The sequence below is a fragment of the Bacillus sp. NEAU-242-2 genome, from assembly GCF_027853835.1.
Taxonomy (GTDB): domain Bacteria; phylum Bacillota; class Bacilli; order Bacillales; family Bacillaceae; genus Bacillus; species Bacillus velezensis.
Genome location: NZ_JAPNNY010000002.1, coordinates 440947 through 459684 on the forward strand (window position 1 = coordinate 440947; position 18738 = coordinate 459684).

Below are 18738 nucleotides of genomic sequence, written 5' to 3' on the forward strand. Positions count from 1 at the left end.
GCAACTTTCAAAAGTTTCATTTTGAATACATATTAACTCGGCATAAAGTCTCTCTTCTCTATAAATATCGGGTAATGTTTGTCCTTTATAAATGTTTAAATGTGAAAATTTTTTTAATATCTTGTCAAAACCGTCATAATTATATGTCTTTTGGTTCATTTTTTACGAATGACAAAAGAAATAGGAGACGCAAAAAACGCCTCCTTTTCATTTATTTTACAAATAATGATTTTAACGCCATTTGCAGCTGCAAATCATTTTTTTCGTCAGATTTCTTCTCATTCATCAGCTGATTCATTTTTTCCGCTGTCTTTTTATCAATGACTGCTGTTTTATCAAGCTTGTACCGGTCTTGAAACGCCAGAACGGCTTTTTTCATTGTTTTGCTGAAATAGCCGTCCGCTCTGCCCGGGTCGAAGCCTAGGCCTTTCAGCAGGATTTGGGCGTGTTTGACATCCGCGCTGTTCATATCAGGCTGAAGCGGCTGTTTCAGCTGAAGCGGTCCCGCCGCAAAATAATCCGGCTGGCTCACGGCGATTGTCGGAGCAATGCCTTTTTTGTGAATCCAATTGCCTTTCGGTGTCAGCCATTTGTAAAGCGTCAATTTAATGTTGCTCCCGTCTCCCATAGGCACGGCCTGCTGAACCGTTCCTTTACCGAAAGAAGTGTCACCGACAACGTCATAATGTCCCGCTTCTTTTAACGCGCCCGCAAGAATTTCTGAAGCGGAGGCGCTTCCTTTATCTGTTATAATATTGACGGGATACGGCTTCTTATGTTTTAAGGTTGAGAAATATTGTTTTTTATCGCCGTTACGCTCCGCAATTTGGATATACGGCATGTCTTTTGTGATGAAATGCTTTAAAATTTGTTCGACGCTTTGAAGGTAGCCGCCGGGATTCCCCCTTACATCAAGGACGAGACCGTCAATCCCTTGTTTTTCAAGCTTTTTCAGCGCCGCGGCGAAGTCCTCGGCGGTATGCTCGGAAAATGTCGATATGCCGATGTAGCCGACATGATGACCGCCTGATTCTTTGCGGGAAGCAAATACGGTTTCAAGCGGGATTTCCGCTCTTTTAATCCGGAATGACAGCTGTTTTTCAGTACCCGGACGCTGTATTTTAATAGAAACCTTCGATCCTTTTTTTCCTCTGATTTTCAGCACGGCTTCGTTTAAATCTTTCCCGTTCATTGACACGCCGTTTATACTGATGATTTCATCATTCGGCTTGAGGCCCGCTTTTTCCGCCGGAGATTGCTTAAACGGTGATACGATAATGATTTTATTGTCTTTCATACCGACTTCAGCGCCGATCCCTTCGAAAGAAGAATCAAGAGAATCGGAAAACTGCTTAGCGGTCTGCTTGTCCATATAAACGGAATAAGGGTCGTTTAATGTAGACAGCATCCCCTGAATCGCTCCTTCAAGAAGCTTTTCTTTATCTACATTTTCCACGTATTCGTTCGAGATCAGCTCATATGCTTTTTCGATTTTTTCCATTGCCCGGCTTCTTTCTGCGTCTGATGAATTCGGCTGTGCCGCCCCGGCAATATGGGCTCCGCCGCACATCATGCTTAGGGCCGCTATCACTGCGATCATTTTCTGCTTCATCGTTTACCTCCTCTTAGTCCTTTTACGAAAACCTGGAGATAGTATGTGTAAATTGCAAAGAATTCATGTAACGGCAACAAAAAAATGAAAATGCGAGATTGTTTCATATATATGGGTAACGTATAATATTTTGTATGCAATTCATTATATATACAGGAGAATGCGATATGAAAATAAAATTATCGATTTTATCCGCGGCGGTTCTGGCCGCAGGCATTACCGCCTTTGTCTGGCCAAAAACAGAGGCCAATGAGAAAACGCAGACGGACGCCCTGTATGTTTCTCCCGCAGGCAGCGACCAAAATGAAGGAACGAAAGAAAAGCCGTTCCGCACATTAAAACATGCGGCTGAAAAGGCAGAGGCCGGAACAACCGTATTGATTCGGGAAGGGACATATGATGAAACGTTTGAAGTAAAGCACAGCGGCACGGCCGAAAAGCCGATTACATTTCGGAACTATCAGAATGAGCATGTCGCCATCAGCGGCAAATCTGCGCCAAAAAGCGATTCTGAAACTCCGTTAATTCAAATCCGCAATAAACAGTACATTACCATTCACGGCATTACGCTTGAGAATCTCTCCGTATCATCAGAAGATGCGACGGCCATGGGGATCTGCGTCACCGGATCAAGCAGTCATATCAACATTGACGGCAACCATATCCGGAACATTAAAACCACGGCTGATGAAGGAAACGCACACGGCATCGCATTTTACGGCACAGGCGCCATGAAGGATGTCAGCATCACAAATAATACGGTTGAAAAACTGACGCTCGGCGCAAGCGAAGCGGTCGTGCTGAACGGAAATGTTGACGGATTTAAGATTGCCGGCAATACCATCCGGGACAATAACAATATCGGGATTGACGTGATCGGATACGAAGGAACATCCAAGCAAAACGACTATGCGCGAAACGGCATCATTGAAAACAATACGGTGAGCCATAACTCTTCTTACGGAAATCCCGCTTACGGAGATGAATATTCAGCGGGCGGTATTTACGTTGACGGCGCAGAACATGTGGACATTAAGAAAAACACCGTTTACAACAATGACCTTGGGATTGAAGCCACCTCTGAGCATAAAGGGAAATACGCACGAGATATCCGGATCACGGATAACAAGGTGTACGGCAATGCTTACACCGGTATTTCAATCGGAGGCTATGACACGAAACGCGGCGGCACCATCAATTCGGTGATCGCTCACAACATCATGTACCGAAATGACACGAAGGACCTTGACGGCGGCCAGCTGCTCCTGCAGTACGGCACAAAAGGGAACACGATCGAAAAAAACATCATGACGGCAAGCGATTCACGGATTTTTATCGCAAATGATTTTACGAAAAACGAAGAAAATACCGTTAATCATAACGTCTATCACAAAGAAGAGGGAAAAGACGGTATCTGGAATTGGAAGAACAGAGAATATGATTCATTCACAGCGTACCGAAAAGGAACGGCAAACGATTCGGATTCCATTTATGCGGACCCGATGTACCGAGACGAATCGTCTTATGACTTTACATTAAAGCCCGGATCACCGGCCCTGTCCGTCATTCAGTAACGAGACCATTAAAAAAAGCCAGTCTATATCAGACTGGCTTTTGTATTTATACACGAAGGAATTTCCGGATGGAAGTCAGACTTCCCCATACCCCGATCACCGCGCCGATCAGAATGAGCACAAGTGATACTTGGAACACAAACGGACTGTACGGCAGAAGTGAAACAAATGATCCCTGAACTTTCGGGGCCACCCAAGCGACCATCGACTGGTACGTACTCAGCACGAGAGCGATCGGTATGACAGAACCGAATACCCCTAGCAGCAGTCCTTCCAGGAAGAACGGCCAGCGGATAAACCAGTTTGTCGCGCCGACAAGCTTCATGATTTCAATCTCTTTTCTTCTGGCGAAAATCGTGATTTTAATCGTATTCGAAATTAAGAACATCGCCGTGAACAGAAGGCCGATGATTAACGCAATCCCGATGTTGCGTGACACCCCGACGATCTTAAACAGACGGCTGACTTCTTCTTTCCCGTATGTCACTTTATACACATGATCAAGCTTCTCAATTTTTTTCGCGACTTTCGGCGTATCATGCGGATCTGTCGTTTTGACGATAAACGCGTTGTTCAGCGGGTTTTCCTGATCTTGCATTTTCATGGCCTTTCCGCTGTCGCCGAAGCTTTTGACCAATTGATCAAGCTCTTTATCTTTAGATGAAAACTCTACGCTTTGGATACCCGAGATGTCTTTAATCTCATTCTGCAGCGTATCCTGCGTTTTCTTATTTGACGTCAGATCGATTAATACTTTAATTTCCACTTCTTTTTCAGCATTTTTAGCCATGTTGTTTAAGTTCAGCATAATGACTAAAAACACGCCGACCAAAATCAATGTAACGGTAACGGCACTGATGGATGCAAATGTCATCCACGTGTTTCTTCCGAGAGACTTAAAACTCTCACGCAAATGGCGCCCGAGAATTTTAATCATAAGAACCATACTCCCCTCTTGACTCATCACGCACAATAATTCCGTCTTCGATCGCGATGACCCGTTTCTTCATGGTGTTTACTATTTCTTTATTGTGTGTCGCCATCACGACGGTCGTTCCGCGGTTATTAATCTCTTCCAGTGTCTTCATCACTTCCCATGATGTTACCGGATCAAGGTTGCCCGTCGGTTCGTCAGCTATCACGACGTCAGGATTGTTGACGATGGATCTTGCGATGGAAACACGCTGCTGTTCTCCTCCGGAAAGCTGGTCGGGAAACTGCCGCGCTTTATGCTTCAGCTGCACAAGATCAAGCACTTCGAGCACGCGTTTTTTAATGACTGACTGCTGCTCTCCGATAACCTCAAGCGCAAACGCTACGTTTTCAAATACCGTCAATTTCGGAAGGAGTTTGAAATCCTGGAAAACAACACCTATTTTACGCCGCACGAAAGGAATCTCTTTTTCTTTCACAGCCGCGAGATCTTTATGATTAATCAATATTTGCCCTTTTGTCGGTTTTTCTTCTCTGTAAATCATTTTAATAAAAGTAGATTTACCGGCTCCGCTCGGTCCTACGACATATACAAATTCTCCGGGATGAATCATGACTGACAGCCCGTTAATCGCTTTTACACCGTTCGGATAGGATTTATATACTTCTTTCATCTCTATCATGAAATCACCTAATCTTTTATTTATGTCTTGCAGCCATAGAGTTCGCAAACGTACAGCGGTTTATGGCCGATTCGTCAGGAAACAGATGAAAAATCTGAAAGTTCCTTTTCCTCAGTACACTTCATTATACGTCAAATTTAGACATATTACTATTACAGTTTCTTTTCATTCCCAGACCGAGAAAAAACCTTGCCCCTATAACAGGCAAGGTTTTTCTGTTATTTTTTCTGTGACAGCCATTTTGCGATCTTCGCGGCTTCCTCATCATTTACAAGATGGCTCGGCATATTGCCGCGTCCGTTTTTAATGATGCTTTCAATTTTAGCTTCATCATACTTCCCGCCGACTTCCTGTAAATTCGGACCTCCGCCGCCTTCTAAGTCTTTACCGTGACAGCCGATACAGCTTTGCTGATAAAGTTCTTCACCCGCTGACGCAGATGCTTTTGATCCGCCTGAGCTGTCAGAGCTTTCTTTTTTCGATTCATTGGATCCGCCGCATGCCGCCAGCAGGACGGACATGGTCAGAACCAGCGCCAGCAGCGCCCATTTTGATTTCATATGTAAGATGCACCCCTTCGCTATTATAACCTCGTTTACTCGCGTTTGAAACCCTCGCCGAGCACCTCGCTTGCGTCTGCGACAATGACAAAGGCTGACTCATCAATTTGTTTGACGATTTGTTTCAGTTTTGTGAATTCGGTCTGGCCGACGACACACATTAAGATCGGCCGGTCATGTTCCGTATACCCGCCGACTGCGGAGATCTTCGTCACACCCCTGTCGATTTCTTTAAACACAGCTGATCTGACTGCTTCTTCATGCTGCGTAATGATTAAAGCCATTTTGGAGCGGTTGAACCCGACCTGCACGACATCAATCGTTTTGCTTGAAATAAATACCCCGAGCATCGCATACAGTCCCTGCTCCACTCCGAAAACGAGCATCGCGCTCAGCACAATTAATCCGTCCATGATGGCAAGGCACGTTCCCAGCGACAGCCCCGTGTATTTGTGAATGATCTGCGCCGCCAGAGCCGTTCCCCCCGTGGAGCCTTTGCCGAGATACACGATGCCGATTCCAGTTCCGATCCCGACGCCTCCGAAAATCGCCGCCAGCAGTTCATGGGTCGTCGCGGCAGGCAGATCTCTTGTTAAAAAGACGGCAAGCGGCAGAACGATGGAACCGACCAGTGTCTTCATTCCGAACTTCCCGCCGAGAATGATCACTCCGGCGATAAACAAAGGGATGTTAATAATCCACTGCACATAAGCCGGTTCAAAACCAAACGTTTCTAAAATGGTGCTGATCCCGCTTACTCCCCCCGCTGCTATACGGTTCGGCAGCAAAAATACGTTAAACACGACCCCTGTAATCGCCGCACCGATCATGATATATATGTAATCTTTGATCAGACGGAGCGGCTTATTGTGATTCACATCCATGCAAAATCCTCCGTTCTCCGATTTTCTCTCGATAGCATTTTAAGTCTTCCCGGCTTAGAAGTAAATAACAGCCAAATACCGTATTAATTTGCTAAAGCGTGTTGTGAAAAATGGAAAAAGAGAACGGATAAAAAAACACACCTTGCCAAAGGCAGGTGTGTTCCCGGATTACGACAGTTTAGAACGTAAATAGGCGTCAATGAAGATATCGATATCTCCGTCCATAACCGCCTGCACGTTCCCCATTTCCGTATTGGTACGGTGGTCTTTCACCATGGAGTACGGATGGAAGACGTACGAGCGGATTTGGCTGCCCCAGCCGATTTCTTTCTGTTCGCCGCGGATTTCGTCAAGCTCCGCCTGCTGTTCTTCAATTCTGCGCTGATACAGCTTCGCTTTGAGCATTTTCATCGCCCGGTCGCGGTTTTTGATTTGTGAGCGTTCCGTCTGGCACGTGACGACTACATTTGTCGGCAGGTGGGTGATCCGAACGGCTGAATCAGTCGTATTGACGTGCTGTCCGCCGGCACCGCTCGCCCGGTACGTATCAACTTTAATATCTTCGGTACGAATATCAATGTCGATTTCTTCATTGAATTCAGGCATGACTTCACATGACACGAATGACGTGTGACGGCGGCCTGATGAATCAAATGGAGAAATCCGCACGAGACGGTGTACGCCTTTTTCCGCTTTTAAATAGCCGTATGCATTGTGGCCTTTAATAAGCAGTGTGACAGACTTAATTCCTGCTTCATCTCCCGGGAGATAATCAAGCGTTTCAACTTTGAAGCCGCGTCTTTCCGCCCAGCGGGTATACATTCTGAGCAGCATGGAACCCCAGTCCTGAGATTCCGTACCGCCGGCGCCCGGGTGAAGTTCTAAAATCGCATTATTTTTGTCATATGGTTCACTGAGCAGCAGCTGAAGCTCAAATTCATTCAATTCCTTCGTTAATGACTTCAGCTCTTTCTCAAGCTCTTGCTGAAGGTCCTGGTCAGGTTCTTCTTTTAAAAGATCATGTGTCATTTGCAGCTCTTCGTGAGACTCGCTCAGCTGATGGTAGGAGTTCACGTATTCTTTCAGACCGTTCGCTTCGTTGATGACGGTTTGGGCCTTCTGCTGGTCATTCCAGAATTCCGGTTCCGCCATCTTTTCATCTAATTCTGCAATGCGGGCTTCCTTTGATTCGAGGTCAAAGAGACCCCCTGAAGTCCGCTAAACGAGAAGCCATATTTTCGAGCTCTGCCCTGATTTCTGATAATTCCATTCCATTCACCTCATTAAAAGATCCGGGGCGCCATAAGACGCAGACCCGGTCATGTTCGCTTCATCAGTCGAGACTATTCTGTCCGGCCGCAGCAATTTTTATATTTTTTTCCGCTTCCGCAATGGCAAGGCGCGTTGCGTCCGATATCCACAACTTTGCGGACCGGCGCTTTTTTCGCTTGTTTGGCCTCATCGCCGTCCTGCGGCTGATGAGCCGTCGTTTGGCCCTGAACAACTTCTTCGCGTTCCAAATTGCTTTCAATCTCGGCCTTCATGACGAATTTCGCAACTTCGTCCTCAATGGACTCAATCATGTGCTCAAACATTGCGAAACCTTCCATTTGATATTCACGCAGCGGATTTGTCTGCGCATAAGCGCGAAGGTGAATCCCTTGACGCAGCTGATCCATCGCATCAATATGATCCATCCATTTTGAATCAACGGCACGCAATACGATGACTTTTTCAAATTCACGCATCTGCTCTGTACCGAAATTCTCTTCTTTTTCATTATATTTCGTCATGATGCGGTCCATGATCATCTCATGCATTTCGTCCGGTTCTTTTCCGAAGATATCGCTCTTTTCAAGCGCGCCTTCATCAAGATACGTTGTATTCACCAGCTCCACGAGGCCGTCAAGATTCCATTCTTCCGGAAGCTCCTCTTTCGGCGTATAAGCGGCAATCGCACGCTCCAGAGAAGACTTGATCATGCCTTCCACAATGTCACGCAGGTTTTCAGAGTCAATGACTTCAAAACGCTGCTTGTAAATGACTTCGCGCTGCTGACGGAGCACGTCGTCATATTGAAGAAGCTGCTTACGTGAATCGAAGTTGTTTCCTTCGACACGTTTTTGAGATGATTCCACGGCGCGTGACACCATTTTGCTCTGAATCGGCGTGGAGTCATCCATACCGAACCGGTCAAGCATCGCCATCGTCCGTTCAGCTCCGAAACGGCGCATCAATTCATCTTCCATTGAAAGATAAAATTGTGTGATGCCCGGGTCTCCCTGACGTCCTGAACGTCCGCGGAGCTGATTGTCAATCCGGCGGGATTCGTGGCGTTCCGTACCGACGACCGCAAGGCCGCCAAGCTCTTTTACGCCTTCGCCGAGTTTAATGTCGGTTCCGCGTCCCGCCATGTTGGTCGCAATCGTGACAGCGCCTTTTTGTCCCGCTTCTTCAATAATCTGAGCTTCACGCTCATGGTTTTTGGCATTCAGCACCTGATGCGGAATCCCTTTGTTTTTCAGAAGTTTAGAAATCAATTCAGACGTTTCAACGGCAACCGTACCGACAAGAACCGGCTGTCCGGTCATGTAGCGCTGGGCGACATCCTCCGCCACCGCCTTGAATTTCCCTTCCATTGAGCGGTAGATCAAGTCCGGACGGTCGTCACGGATGACCGGCTGGTTGGTCGGGATGGATACAACCTGCATGTTATAAATATTGCGGAATTCTTCCTCTTCCGTTTTTGCGGTACCGGTCATACCGGCCAGCTTTTCGTACATACGGAAATAGTTTTGGAACGTAATCGTCGCCAATGTCATGCTTTCATTTTGAATTTCCAGGCCCTCTTTCGCCTCAATCGCCTGGTGAAGACCTTCGCTGTAGCGGCGTCCTTTCATCAGACGGCCGGTGAAGGAATCAACGATGACGACCTGGCCGTCCTCAACAACATAATCCACGTCTTTCTGCATCGCCGCATGGGCTTTTAAAGCCTGGTTGATATGGTGGTTCAAGGCCACGTTTTTGACATCAAACAGGTTGTCGATGCCGAACGTTTTTTCAGCCTTCGTCATTCCTTCTTCCGTCAGCTGAACGCCCTTCGTTTTGACGTCATACGTATAATCCTGATCTTTCTTGAGCGTGCGGACAAACGCATTTGCCTGCACGTACAGTTTTGTGGACTTCTGAGCTTGTCCGGAAATAATCAATGGCGTTCTCGCTTCATCGACTAAAATTGAATCGACTTCATCAATAACGGCAAAATGAAGCGGGCGCTGCACCATTTGTTCTTTATAGAGCACCATGTTGTCACGCAAATAATCAAAGCCGAGTTCATTGTTCGTTGAATACGTGATATCGGCTGCGTAGGCTTCGCGTTTTTCGTCTTTTGACAACGAATTCAGGTTCAGGCCGACTGTAAGCCCGAGAAACTCGAAAATTTCTCCCATTTGCTGGGCATCACGGCTGGCCAGATATTCGTTGACCGTTACGACGTGAACGCCTTTTCCCGTTAACGCGTTTAAATATACCGGAAGGGTGGACGTCAGCGTTTTCCCTTCCCCTGTTTTCATTTCGGAAATGTTCCCCTCATGAAGGGCGATGCCCCCCATGAGCTGCACTTTAAACGGGAACATGCCGGTTACGCGGCGGGAAGCTTCACGAACGACGGCAAACGCTTCGACAAGAAGGTCATCCGTCGTTTCTCCTTTTTCAAGCCGCTCTTTAAATTCTGCCGTTTTATTTTTAAGCGCCTCGTCAGAAAGATTTTCATAATCTCCTCTTACGGCATCAATGTCATTTGCTATTTTTTCGTATTTGTTCAGCGCACGTTTGGTCGGATCAAACATTTTATTTAAAATCCCAAGCATCTATAACGCTCCTCTATGTTCACATGCAGATTTTGCATGGAATAAATGATAATTTTCTGTCCATGTATACCTCTCATTATCATAACATACCTTTTGCTATTTCCAAAGAATTTGCAGATAAAGATAGAGAAAAACCTTCCGCGCGTTCACGGAAGGCTGGATGGGTTTATTCAGTCGGTTCAATTAATCCGTATTTGCCGTCATTTCTGCGGTAAACGACATTTGTGAGATTCGTCTCCGCGTTGGTGAATACGAAGAAATTATGTCCGAGCATATTCATTTGGAGAATCGCTTCTTCATTATCCATCGGTTTTAAATTAAAACGCTTTTGACGGACAATTTCCGGGCTGTCATCTTCAATTTCGTCCTGAACCGCTACGCCCGTATCAGCAGCGCTGCCGTTCTCGAAATAATGTTTCGGAAGACCCTGCTCGCGGAATTTTCGGTTGACTTTTGTTTTATGCTTTCGGATTTGACGTTCCAGCTTGTTTGTTGCGAGATCAATTGCATTGTACATATCCTCGTTATGCACTTCAGAACGAAGCGCCAGATCAGTCATCGGAATGGTGACTTCAACTTTGGATTCCTTATCGTTATAGAATTTTAAGTTGACGTTCACATCGGCATTGACGCTCTGCTCGAAATATCGTTCCAGCTTGCCGATTTTTCTCTCCACATGATCCTTTAACGCAGGTGTAACCTCAATGTTTTCTCCTCTGATATTGTAGTTCATCAAAGAACGCCTCCCTTTATCTAAGGATATGTAACTATTTCTCTTTTACCCCTTCTGATCCCTGCTGAAACGTTAAAATAATGTGTAAATTCGGTGAACGATGACGAATGGTGTCGGTTTTATCCGGCAGCGTCCGGCAGGATTATAAGTATATGCAAAGGACGCAGGCAAAAGACCTGCCGCTTGCAGCAGGTCTAGTGAAGAACATACGGTTTGATGCAGTCGTGCGTCTGCTCCATCCATAGCTTATAATGCGGCAGAAAGATGGTTTTTAAAAACTCCTGAAAAGGGGCGGACGGGAAATCATAATCATTTAACATGCTGAAATCCTGAAAGATCTCGTCAAATGAGCGGATCGCCGTTTCCACGCATCGGCACTCAATGATAGACAACAGAAGCGCATGAGAAGAATCGAGATGAAAAAAAGCCTGAATCAAATCGTTGTAAATCCGCTCGCCCTCCGTCTTAAAAAAATCGTCCTGCGTGTCCAACAGGTAGCAAAGCCCCTCATCAATCGTAAAAAGAAGCTGGTAATAGGCTGACACCAAATGGTAATCGTTCAAACTTCTCAAAACACTCACCTATTTGCGTTTGTCGTAATAACGGCCGTCACTTGTCGTTTGCTGATACGGATTGAAATACGTATTATGGTAGATTCGTTTTTTCTTAAGCGTTTTTATTTCATTTCGGATGCCATCCTGAATCCGTTTCACTTCGCCGGTAATCAGACGGTCCATCGCGGCCACCTGCTGAAGCAGCGTTTTTTCTTCTTCGGAAAAAGGCGGCTTTATGCCCGCAAGCATCTCCTCCCTTTTCTCCGTAAATGCCGTAACGCTGCTGATGAGACCGTCGCTTTCCGGGGCGTCCTTCAGTGCGGCGTACATGTTCTTCGTTTCGTTATACAAAGCAAAGACATTGCTGTTCATCAGGCAAGGCCGCCCGCGCCATGGCTGTTTTTCCGTTCACTCTGCATGGCCTGCTTCCACGTGTCGCGAAATTCAGTAACGAGCTTTTCCGCTTCATCTAAAAACTCTCCGTTATTCTGCACGTTCGCATCGATCAGCCGGCGGCGGATGTAATCATAGATTGATGACATCTGCTCAGAAATCTCAATCTCCCGGTTTAACGTGATGCTGAGCTCTTGAATGATGTTTTGCGCCTTTACGATATTTTCATTTTTGGCTTCAAGGTTGTTTTGCTTCATCGCCTGCCTTGCCAGCTTAATGAATCGCAGGCAGCCGTTATAAAGCATAAGGGTCAGCTCTTCCGGAGCGGCTGTAAAGACGGATGTCTGCTGATAAGCAGCAAAAGGATTATTTATTGCCATTTTTATAAAACCTCCAAGGTTATGATGTTGAAGATCCTAACATTGACGTGAGATATGAAGATTGGCTGTTCAATTTCTCCAATGCCGTATCCAGTGCGCTGAACTTTTTATAATATCTCGTCTCGATGTCATCCAGCTTCGTTTTCATATTGGAAATATTTGTTTCTATTTCATCCAGGCTTTTTCCAATGGCAAAGCTGGTTGATACCGAGCTTTCCGTACCCGCCTGTTTTGAAATTTGGGTCTGCATTTTGTTTAATGTGTCTTTTAATCTCCGGGCAATCCCCTGTTCCTCCGGGTTTTTGGTTTTCGCTGTATCAGGGCTGTCTGCATTAAACAGTTTAGCCACAAGAGCAGGATTCTCGGTAATTTTCTGTTTCAGTTTCGCTTCGTCTTTAATGACAAGCTTTCCTTGATCCGTATAACTATCAGACGTCTCAATTCCGAAATCGGCAAGCTGATATTTTTTCCCGTCAATCGTAACGGTTGAGTACAGATCAAGCCGCATCTCCGCCAAACCGTTCTGCAGCGTGCTGTCACTCCGTAATAAACCGCTTTTAGCTTTTGCCTCCCACTGCTCAATCTGCTTATCGGTCATCGCTTCTCTTTGTTCATCGGTTAGCGGCTTATAATCACGGTATTTTGATTCTGTCACCTTCTCGTTTGCGCTTTTAATTAACGTATTGTATTTATCAACGAAATCTTTAATGTTGTTAAAAATGCCGTCCGTATCCGTCGTGCTGTTAATCGTAACCGTTTTATTGCTGTCCGTCACGCTGTTCAGCGTGTATTTGATGCCGTTGATCGTAAAGTTATTGGACGTTTTTGTCATTTCAAGCCCGTTGAACGTAAACTTCGCGTTTTTCCCTTCGGCATTGGCCGTCAGTTCATTTGTTGCATCATCAACGGCAAAACCGAGCTGATCTTTCAGAAAGCTTTTGGTCGCGTCATCACCTGCTGAAAGGGTAAACCCTTCCCCCGTTTTATTGGAAGTGAACGCAATCGTGTCCACATAATCCGAGCCGTTAGAGATTTTCTCTTTTAAAGCCGTCACTCCGAGACCCGAGCTGTTCAGTTTGGTGACCACATCATCAATCGTATCGGTTGCGGCGATCGTGACGTTTACCTCAGTCGGCTTCGTTTCACCCGGATTTGTGACATTGAATTTCAATGTTTGGCTTTGACCCGAAGTGAAATTGATGGCCCCTGAGGATTTATAAGTCGTCGGCGTAGCCAGCTGCTGTACAGACATGCTCGTTGAAATATTCTGCTCAGCACTGACGGCCACCGCGCTGACACTGGAATCCGAACTTGTTACTGTTTTTTTATTCCAGTTTGTGGACATCAGCATATTATTAAATGTAGTAGAATACATGTCGGCAATCTGGGTATTCATTTCCCGATAAGCATCGCGCTTCCATTCAAGCGTCTGCTTTTGCTGGTTTAATTTATTAAGCGGCTGCTTTTCGGCATCCATCATTTTTTTCACCAGAGAATCTACATCAAGACCGGAATTAAGGCCTGTGATTCTTGTGACCATATGTACCCTCTCCTTTTCGGCGTTTAGTCGTAGACGGCTCTATGACAACAGTGAGTTTCCGACTGTTTATCATATCACAGCTCCATAAATGTATGATCTTATTCTTATATCGGTCATATTAAAAGGTTTTCAATAATTTAACTGCAAAATATAATGTTTCATTTTGTCAATAGGGTTCTTTGGCTTGCTGAAGGAGGAGTTAGCTGAAGAAATAAAAAAAGACCCTGGAGAACCAGGATCTTTCCGTCATTAACCTTTAAGCAATTGAAGAACTTGCTGAGGCTGTTGGTTAGCTTGCGCAAGCATAGCTTGAGAAGCCTGAGTAAGGATGTTGTTTTTCGTGTACTCCATCATCTCAGAAGCCATGTCTACGTCACGGATACGTGATTCAGCAGAAGTCAGGTTCTCAGAAGAAGTACCAAGGTTGTTGATTGTGTGCTCTAAACGGTTTTGAACCGCACCAAGTTTAGCGCGCTCGCTAGATACTGTGTCGATAGCTGTTTTGATTGTTGTAAGAGCAGTAGATGCTGCCTCCGCAGAAGTAGAGATATCAATTCCTTTAGTAGCATCCCCAACAGCAAGACTTTCAGAATCCATTTTATTAATTGAAAGCTTCATAGTTTGACCTTCATTGGCACCGATTTGGAAAGTCAGGTCAGTTGCTGTACCATCAAGTAATTTCTTTGTGTTGAATTCTGTGTCTGTAGAAATTCTAGTTACTTCAGAAGAAAGCTGATCCATTTCTTTTTGTAACTCAGCACGGTCAGAAGTAGTGTTCGTGTCGTTAGCCGCTTGTGTAGCAAGCTCGCTCATACGCTGAAGAATGCTGTGAGTTTCGTTCAATGCACCCTCAGCCGTTTGGATAAGAGAGATTCCGTCTTGAGCGTTTTTAGACGCCATGTCTAAACCGCGGATTTGAGAACGCATTTTTTCAGAGATCGCAAGACCCGCAGCGTCATCACCAGCGCGGTTGATGCGAAGACCTGAAGATAATTTTTCCATGTTTTTTGCAGCAGAGTTTGAACCTGCATTCAGCTGACGGCTAGTGTTAAGAGCCGCGATATTGTGGTTGATTCTCATTTTGTATTTCCTCCCTGAATTGTTTTTCGCACGTCCTTGTGCATTTGCGCAGCGTCATTTCTGAAGAAAATTTTTCCTCTCATTGGCTACAATATATATATCGGATGGCCGCTTCTATTGTTTATATTGAAAATAAAAAAATCCTCACTTTTTTTGTGAGGATAAGTTAAGTAATAAATCAGTATTAAAAGATACGGCTCTGTTGTTCTCTTCCAGGATCGACAAGTAGATTTCTTTCCGGTGAATATCTACGTGCTGAGGCGCTTCAATTCCCAGCTTCACTTGTTCTCCTTCGATAGCGATCACCTTTATTTCAATATCCGGCCCGATCTGAATGGACTCATTCACTTTTCTTGAGAGAACTAGCATGATCCTCCTCCTATCAGATGTTTTGTTTCATAGGAAGCATCATGTAAAATGATTTGTTTCGCCTTCATTTCCTTTTTATTGACGATAATCGGCGCTTTTAAATTGGCGGTCGTGTTTTCAAAAGGCTCTTCCAGTGTTAAAATCGCCATCACTTCGACGTCCTCTATATCTTCAATGTGCAAAAGCTCAAGCGTCGCTTGGTCAATGTCAAATTCGTACCCTTTAAAGAAAATAAACGGACTGGCGACAATAAAGGCGATGTGCTCCTGTTTCACAGACTGCAGCGCCAAAAACGGTGAATCTTCCGACAAAGGAAGAACAACAAATTGAGTCTCTTCATTAAATCCCGGCAGGCCGTTTTCAAATGAGATAATCTGCCCTTCATCTATTCTGATTTCTCCGTGATATTTTGTTTTAATTATCATGCTTCACAATCCTTTACCACTTTCATCTTTTATTCTGCGTTGCCATCATCAACCGAAATCGTCACCTTAGGGTCTTGCATCATATCAATCTGAACTTTCCCCGGCGTATAATTCCATACAGGTTTATTGACGGCTGCTTCAATTGAAGGTTTGCGGGCTTCAATATCAATCGTAAGCTTTGAAGGAATGCAGTCAATGTCGACGAGAAACTGCGCAGGCAGAAAGTCGCTGAATTCGCCGAATGGATCGGGCGGACTGACATCTGCTGCCTGCCGGGCCATCACATTGCCCGTTTTCTTTTCGATAGCCGCCATTTCCTTCCCTTCCCTGACTGTTTTTGCGATAAACTCGCTGCAGGCTTCCGCACCTTTTTGAGCGGCTTCAGCGTTCAGCTTTTCAAATGATTTGAGATTCAAGTTCTCCCACGCCCTCGTCTGGTCAATCGTCAGTTTGGCCGGCGTGCTTTCAATGTTCAGCTCTGCCGGCGGCTGCTCGATTTCCAGGTCAGCGGGCGGCTGTTCCATCTCGATTTCTTCCTTTTGAAAGGTTATACCGATTTTAGCAGGCACACTGTCAATAATCAATCTCGGCATCTGCACAGAGATCCCTCCTATTTATAGTATTTTAGTAAAAAAAGCGATCTCCCTGTTGTGAGTCGCTTTTTTTATATATTGAAGACGATAGTTATATTATTTTAGGAAGTCGATCAGTGACGGCTGAATGATATTCGCATTCACTGACAGCGCTGCTCTATGAACCGTCTGTTGAGATAAATAATCAACAATTACATCTTCCATTTCTACATCCTCATTATCCGACAATACTTTTTCAGCGGTTGCCGCTTGTGATTCCAATCTTGTCTGAATGAGTTCCAACCGGTTTGTGCGTGCCCCGATATTGGATTTTTCAGCATTCATTTTGTCAGTAAAACCGTCGATATCTGACAGAATTTGATTTGAATCTGCTTCGGACAGCGTGCCTTTGCTTAAAGAAGCTTCTAAGGAGTTGAGAAATTCAAATACATTATCTCCATTTTGTGCGACGCCTCCGAAAGCTGAGTTTGGATCAGAATTCACTTTCAGCACTGCTCCGTTTGAGATGTTGATGTTAACATCCGAAGCACCGGTATAATTCTCATAGTTGTACGTATATGTGCCGTCGGCATTTTCAGTGATCGGCGGGACGTCTGAATTTGTTCCGTTAAACAGATAACGTCCGTTTACCTGAGTATTCGCGACAGAAACGAGCTGCTTTTTCAGCTGGCCGATTTCTGTACCGATTGCTTTCAATTCTGTTTCACCGTTCGAATCACTTTTCGCCTGAACCATCAAATCCCGGATTTTCCCCATAATATCCGTTTCCGAGTTTACGCTTGATTCCGAGTTTTCCAGCCATGTAAAACCTTGCGAAACATTCCGCTGATACTGGTTTACCTGCGCAAGCTGAGTACGGTACTGCATTCCCTTCATTGCGACGACCGGATCATCAGAAGCTTTCGTGATTTTTTTCCCCGTAGACACTTGCTGCTGAAGCCGATCGAGCTTGTCATAACTTGAGCCGATAAATCGAAGAGAATTTTTTGCGATCATCCCTTGAGTTACTCTCATTTACTTATCTCCTATCTTCCTCCGGTGCCCATACCGTTAATAATTTTATCGAATATTTCATCCTGCATCGTTATGATCCGCGCAGCCGCATTATAAGCGTGCTGAAACTGAATCATATTTGTCATTTCTTCATCTAAAGACACTGCACTGACTGATTGTCTCCGTTCATCGGCTGAAAGGGTGTTGCTTTCAGAGTTGTTCATAAGATTGGCCGCTTTTTGTGAATTAACGCCCAGCTTTCCGATAAGGGATTCATAAAAGTCATTAATTGTAGTGGTTTCACCATTAATAGTCAGCTTGCTGTTCTGTACGGCTGCTAGATTTGTCGCGTTTGTGCCGTCACTTTTTTCTCCGTTTAACGACGCTGCGATATTATCAGTAGACGCAAGGATTTTGTCACTGACTTTTATTTTCGCTGCCGCACCTTTTGCCGGCACCGCTTCACCGCCGCTGAAGTCAAAAAATGCTGCACCCTGTTCGCCTGTATAGGTCTTCCCTTTTTCATGAACTGCATTAAACGCGTCAGCAAAGGATAGCGCCATATTGTCAAGAGCCGTCAGCATTTCAGGATAAAGCCCTTTTTCTTCTCCGTTTGACATATAGCCGTATGATTCAATAAGACCTAAAAGTGAGCCTTTTCCGGTAAATGCATCCGCATTGACCGTACTGCTGCCGACTGACACACTCGACACGAGTCCGCTGTCCTTGTCGTAGTTGATTTTCATTTCTGAAACTGTTTTTGTGTTACCGTCGAGCAGCGTACCAAGAGAATTGTTGTTTCCATTCAGCAATTCGACGTTAACCGTGCCCTCAGCAGTCGCCAAGGCATGTCCGCCCGACTTATTATATGAAACTTTTATATTTGCCATAGAAGATAATTGATCAATCAATCTGTCTCTTTGGTCATACAAATCATTAGGGAGCATACCGCTCGGCTCAACTGCCGCTATTTGATTGTTAAGGTCATTCAGCTGATTGAGAATGGAATTGACCTGATCCGCTGTGTTATCCAGGTTCTTTTTAATATCACCCTGAATGTTAGTCAAAGAGGTAGATATATAGTTAAAACTTTCGGCAAGAGATTTCCCCTGCTCCTGCAAAACTGAGCGCGCTCCCGTATTTTCCGGATTCGTCGCCAGATCCTGAAGGGCATTCCAAAACGAACTGAGCGATCCGTTTAATCCGTTATTGTCAAGCTCTTTCATGACGCCTTCCATTTGCGACAATGAATTGGAACGGGCTGTATAGTACCCTAATTTTGTATTTTCCGTTCTGTACTGATAGTCTAAAAAACTGTCTCTGACGCGCTCAACTGAACCGGCTTTTACTCCTGTTCCGATTTGGCCGGCCGTCAGATCACTGTTTTTTGATACTGCGGGATAAGGACTCGTCGATTGTAATGTGACGCGCTGCCTCGTATATCCTTCTGTATTTGCATTTGCAACGTTATTTGAAACTGTGCTCAATGCAGTCTGCTGCGCACTCAATGCACGCCTTGCTGTTTCGAGCCCCATAAAAGTCGATGGCATTGAAAATCCTCCG

Annotated in this window: 19 protein-coding genes; 1 reads left to right on the forward strand and 18 read right to left on the reverse strand. The window is 45.2% G+C overall.

Going from position 1 to position 18738, the window contains the following annotated elements:
* Positions 1-211 precede the first annotated feature (211 nt).
* A complete protein-coding gene (ctpB, locus tag OWN49_RS07190; protein ID WP_370649022.1) occupies positions 212-1573 on the reverse strand; it encodes a carboxy-terminal processing protease CtpB in 1362 nt (453 codons plus the stop codon).
* Between the two features lie 206 nt (positions 1574-1779).
* On the opposite strand from ctpB, the gene OWN49_RS07195 reads away from it, so the two are divergent.
* A complete protein-coding gene (locus OWN49_RS07195; protein ID WP_176283558.1) occupies positions 1780-3186 on the forward strand; it encodes a right-handed parallel beta-helix repeat-containing protein in 1407 nt (468 codons plus the stop codon).
* Positions 3187-3232: 46 nt separating this feature from the next.
* Here OWN49_RS07195 and ftsX read toward each other — a convergent pair whose 3' ends face one another.
* The 17 genes from ftsX to flgK all read right to left on the reverse strand — a co-directional run bounded on the left by ftsX (position 3233) and on the right by flgK (position 18725).
* Positions 3233-4123 (reverse strand): permease-like cell division protein FtsX, encoded by an 891-nt coding sequence (gene ftsX, locus OWN49_RS07200; protein WP_013353766.1) that lies wholly within the window; start codon positions 4121-4123, stop codon positions 3233-3235.
* Positions 4116-4802, reverse strand: a complete 687-nt coding sequence (ftsE, locus tag OWN49_RS07205) for a cell division ATP-binding protein FtsE (protein ID WP_003151418.1) — start codon at positions 4800-4802, stop codon at positions 4116-4118. The genes ftsX and ftsE overlap by 8 nt, the downstream gene beginning before the upstream one ends.
* Positions 4803-5020: 218 nt before the next feature.
* Positions 5021-5362, reverse strand: coding sequence for a cytochrome c551 (gene cccB, locus OWN49_RS07210; RefSeq protein ID WP_003151417.1), 342 nt, complete (start codon positions 5360-5362; stop codon positions 5021-5023).
* Between the two features lie 35 nt (positions 5363-5397).
* Positions 5398-6246, reverse strand: a complete 849-nt coding sequence (locus tag OWN49_RS07215; protein WP_077722926.1) for a YitT family protein — start codon at positions 6244-6246, stop codon at positions 5398-5400.
* Positions 6247-6414: 168 nt separating this feature from the next.
* Positions 6415-7516 (reverse strand): peptide chain release factor 2 gene (gene prfB / locus OWN49_RS07220; RefSeq protein WP_096034905.1). Its coding sequence is split into 2 segments (ribosomal slippage): positions 6415-7443 and positions 7445-7516, totalling 1101 coding nucleotides; the frame shifts between segments, so codons are not numbered across the junction.
* Positions 7517-7589: 73 nt separating this feature from the next.
* The gene (gene secA, locus OWN49_RS07225) at positions 7590-10115 is read right to left on the reverse strand and encodes a preprotein translocase subunit SecA (protein ID WP_176283559.1); all 2526 of its coding nucleotides are present in this window, start codon (positions 10113-10115) and stop codon (positions 7590-7592) included.
* Between the two features lie 166 nt (positions 10116-10281).
* Positions 10282-10848 (reverse strand): ribosome hibernation-promoting factor, HPF/YfiA family, encoded by a 567-nt coding sequence (gene hpf, locus OWN49_RS07230; RefSeq protein WP_003151413.1) that lies wholly within the window; start codon positions 10846-10848, stop codon positions 10282-10284.
* A 194-nt stretch (positions 10849-11042) separates the two neighbouring features.
* Entirely contained in the window at positions 11043-11420 is a 378-nt protein-coding gene (locus OWN49_RS07235; RefSeq protein WP_003151412.1) for a hypothetical protein, read from the reverse strand.
* 9 nt (positions 11421-11429) lie between these two features.
* Positions 11430-11774 carry a flagella biosynthesis regulatory protein FliT gene (gene fliT / locus OWN49_RS07240; protein ID WP_071392359.1) on the reverse strand — a complete coding sequence of 115 codons (345 nt, stop codon included), beginning with the start codon at positions 11772-11774 and terminating at the stop codon, positions 11430-11432.
* Positions 11774-12175 (reverse strand): flagellar export chaperone FliS, encoded by a 402-nt coding sequence (gene fliS, locus OWN49_RS07245; RefSeq protein ID WP_003151407.1) that lies wholly within the window; start codon positions 12173-12175, stop codon positions 11774-11776. The genes fliT and fliS overlap by 1 nt, the downstream gene beginning before the upstream one ends.
* A gap of 19 nt (positions 12176-12194) precedes the next feature.
* Positions 12195-13715: a flagellar hook-associated protein 2 gene (locus OWN49_RS07250; protein ID WP_176283560.1), complete on the reverse strand. Its 1521-nt coding sequence runs from the start codon at positions 13713-13715 to the stop codon at positions 12195-12197.
* Positions 13716-13964: 249 nt separating this feature from the next.
* Positions 13965-14795, reverse strand: a complete 831-nt coding sequence (gene hag, locus OWN49_RS07255; RefSeq protein WP_038460035.1) for a flagellin Hag — start codon at positions 14793-14795, stop codon at positions 13965-13967.
* Between the two features lie 144 nt (positions 14796-14939).
* A complete protein-coding gene (csrA, locus tag OWN49_RS07260) occupies positions 14940-15164 on the reverse strand; it encodes a carbon storage regulator CsrA (RefSeq protein WP_003151402.1) in 225 nt (74 codons plus the stop codon).
* Positions 15158-15589: a flagellar assembly protein FliW gene (gene fliW / locus OWN49_RS07265; RefSeq protein ID WP_060657507.1), complete on the reverse strand. Its 432-nt coding sequence runs from the start codon at positions 15587-15589 to the stop codon at positions 15158-15160. Before fliW ends, csrA begins: the two co-directional genes overlap by 7 nt.
* A 29-nt stretch (positions 15590-15618) precedes the next feature.
* Entirely contained in the window at positions 15619-16188 is a 570-nt protein-coding gene (locus OWN49_RS07270; RefSeq protein WP_003151397.1) for a DUF6470 family protein, read from the reverse strand.
* Positions 16189-16278: 90 nt separating this feature from the next.
* A complete protein-coding gene (flgL, locus tag OWN49_RS07275) occupies positions 16279-17196 on the reverse strand; it encodes a flagellar hook-associated protein FlgL (RefSeq protein ID WP_003151396.1) in 918 nt (305 codons plus the stop codon).
* A gap of 11 nt (positions 17197-17207) precedes the next feature.
* A complete protein-coding gene (gene flgK, locus OWN49_RS07280) occupies positions 17208-18725 on the reverse strand; it encodes a flagellar hook-associated protein FlgK (protein WP_015387629.1) in 1518 nt (505 codons plus the stop codon).
* Positions 18726-18738: the final 13 nt, after the last annotated feature.

Coding starts and splice junctions, on each gene's coding strand:
- ctpB (WP_370649022.1), bottom strand. CDS start 1,573: ATGATGTGCGGCGGAGCCCATATTGCCGGGGCGGCACAGCCGAATTCA.
- OWN49_RS07195 (WP_176283558.1), top strand. CDS start 1,780: ATGAAAATAAAATTATCGATTTTATCCGCGGCGGTTCTGGCCGCAGGC.
- ftsX (WP_013353766.1), bottom strand. CDS start 4,123: ATGATTAAAATTCTCGGGCGCCATTTGCGTGAGAGTTTTAAGTCTCTC.
- ftsE (WP_003151418.1), bottom strand. CDS start 4,802: ATGATAGAGATGAAAGAAGTATATAAATCCTATCCGAACGGTGTAAAA.
- cccB (WP_003151417.1), bottom strand. CDS start 5,362: ATGAAATCAAAATGGGCGCTGCTGGCGCTGGTTCTGACCATGTCCGTC.
- OWN49_RS07215 (WP_077722926.1), bottom strand. CDS start 6,246: ATGGATGTGAATCACAATAAGCCGCTCCGTCTGATCAAAGATTACATA.
- secA (WP_176283559.1), bottom strand. CDS start 10,115: ATGCTTGGGATTTTAAATAAAATGTTTGATCCGACCAAACGTGCGCTG.
- hpf (WP_003151413.1), bottom strand. CDS start 10,848: ATGAACTACAATATCAGAGGAGAAAACATTGAGGTTACACCTGCGTTA.
- fliT (WP_071392359.1), bottom strand. CDS start 11,774: ATGAACAGCAATGTCTTTGCTTTGTATAACGAAACGAAGAACATGTAC.
- fliS (WP_003151407.1), bottom strand. CDS start 12,175: ATGGCAATAAATAATCCTTTTGCTGCTTATCAGCAGACATCCGTCTTT.
- OWN49_RS07250 (WP_176283560.1), bottom strand. CDS start 13,715: ATGGTCACAAGAATCACAGGCCTTAATTCCGGTCTTGATGTAGATTCT.
- hag (WP_038460035.1), bottom strand. CDS start 14,795: ATGAGAATCAACCACAATATCGCGGCTCTTAACACTAGCCGTCAGCTG.
- csrA (WP_003151402.1), bottom strand. CDS start 15,164: ATGCTAGTTCTCTCAAGAAAAGTGAATGAGTCCATTCAGATCGGGCCG.
- fliW (WP_060657507.1), bottom strand. CDS start 15,589: ATGATAATTAAAACAAAATATCACGGAGAAATCAGAATAGATGAAGGG.
- flgL (WP_003151396.1), bottom strand. CDS start 17,196: ATGAGAGTAACTCAAGGGATGATCGCAAAAAATTCTCTTCGATTTATC.
- flgK (WP_015387629.1), bottom strand. CDS start 18,725: ATGCCATCGACTTTTATGGGGCTCGAAACAGCAAGGCGTGCATTGAGT.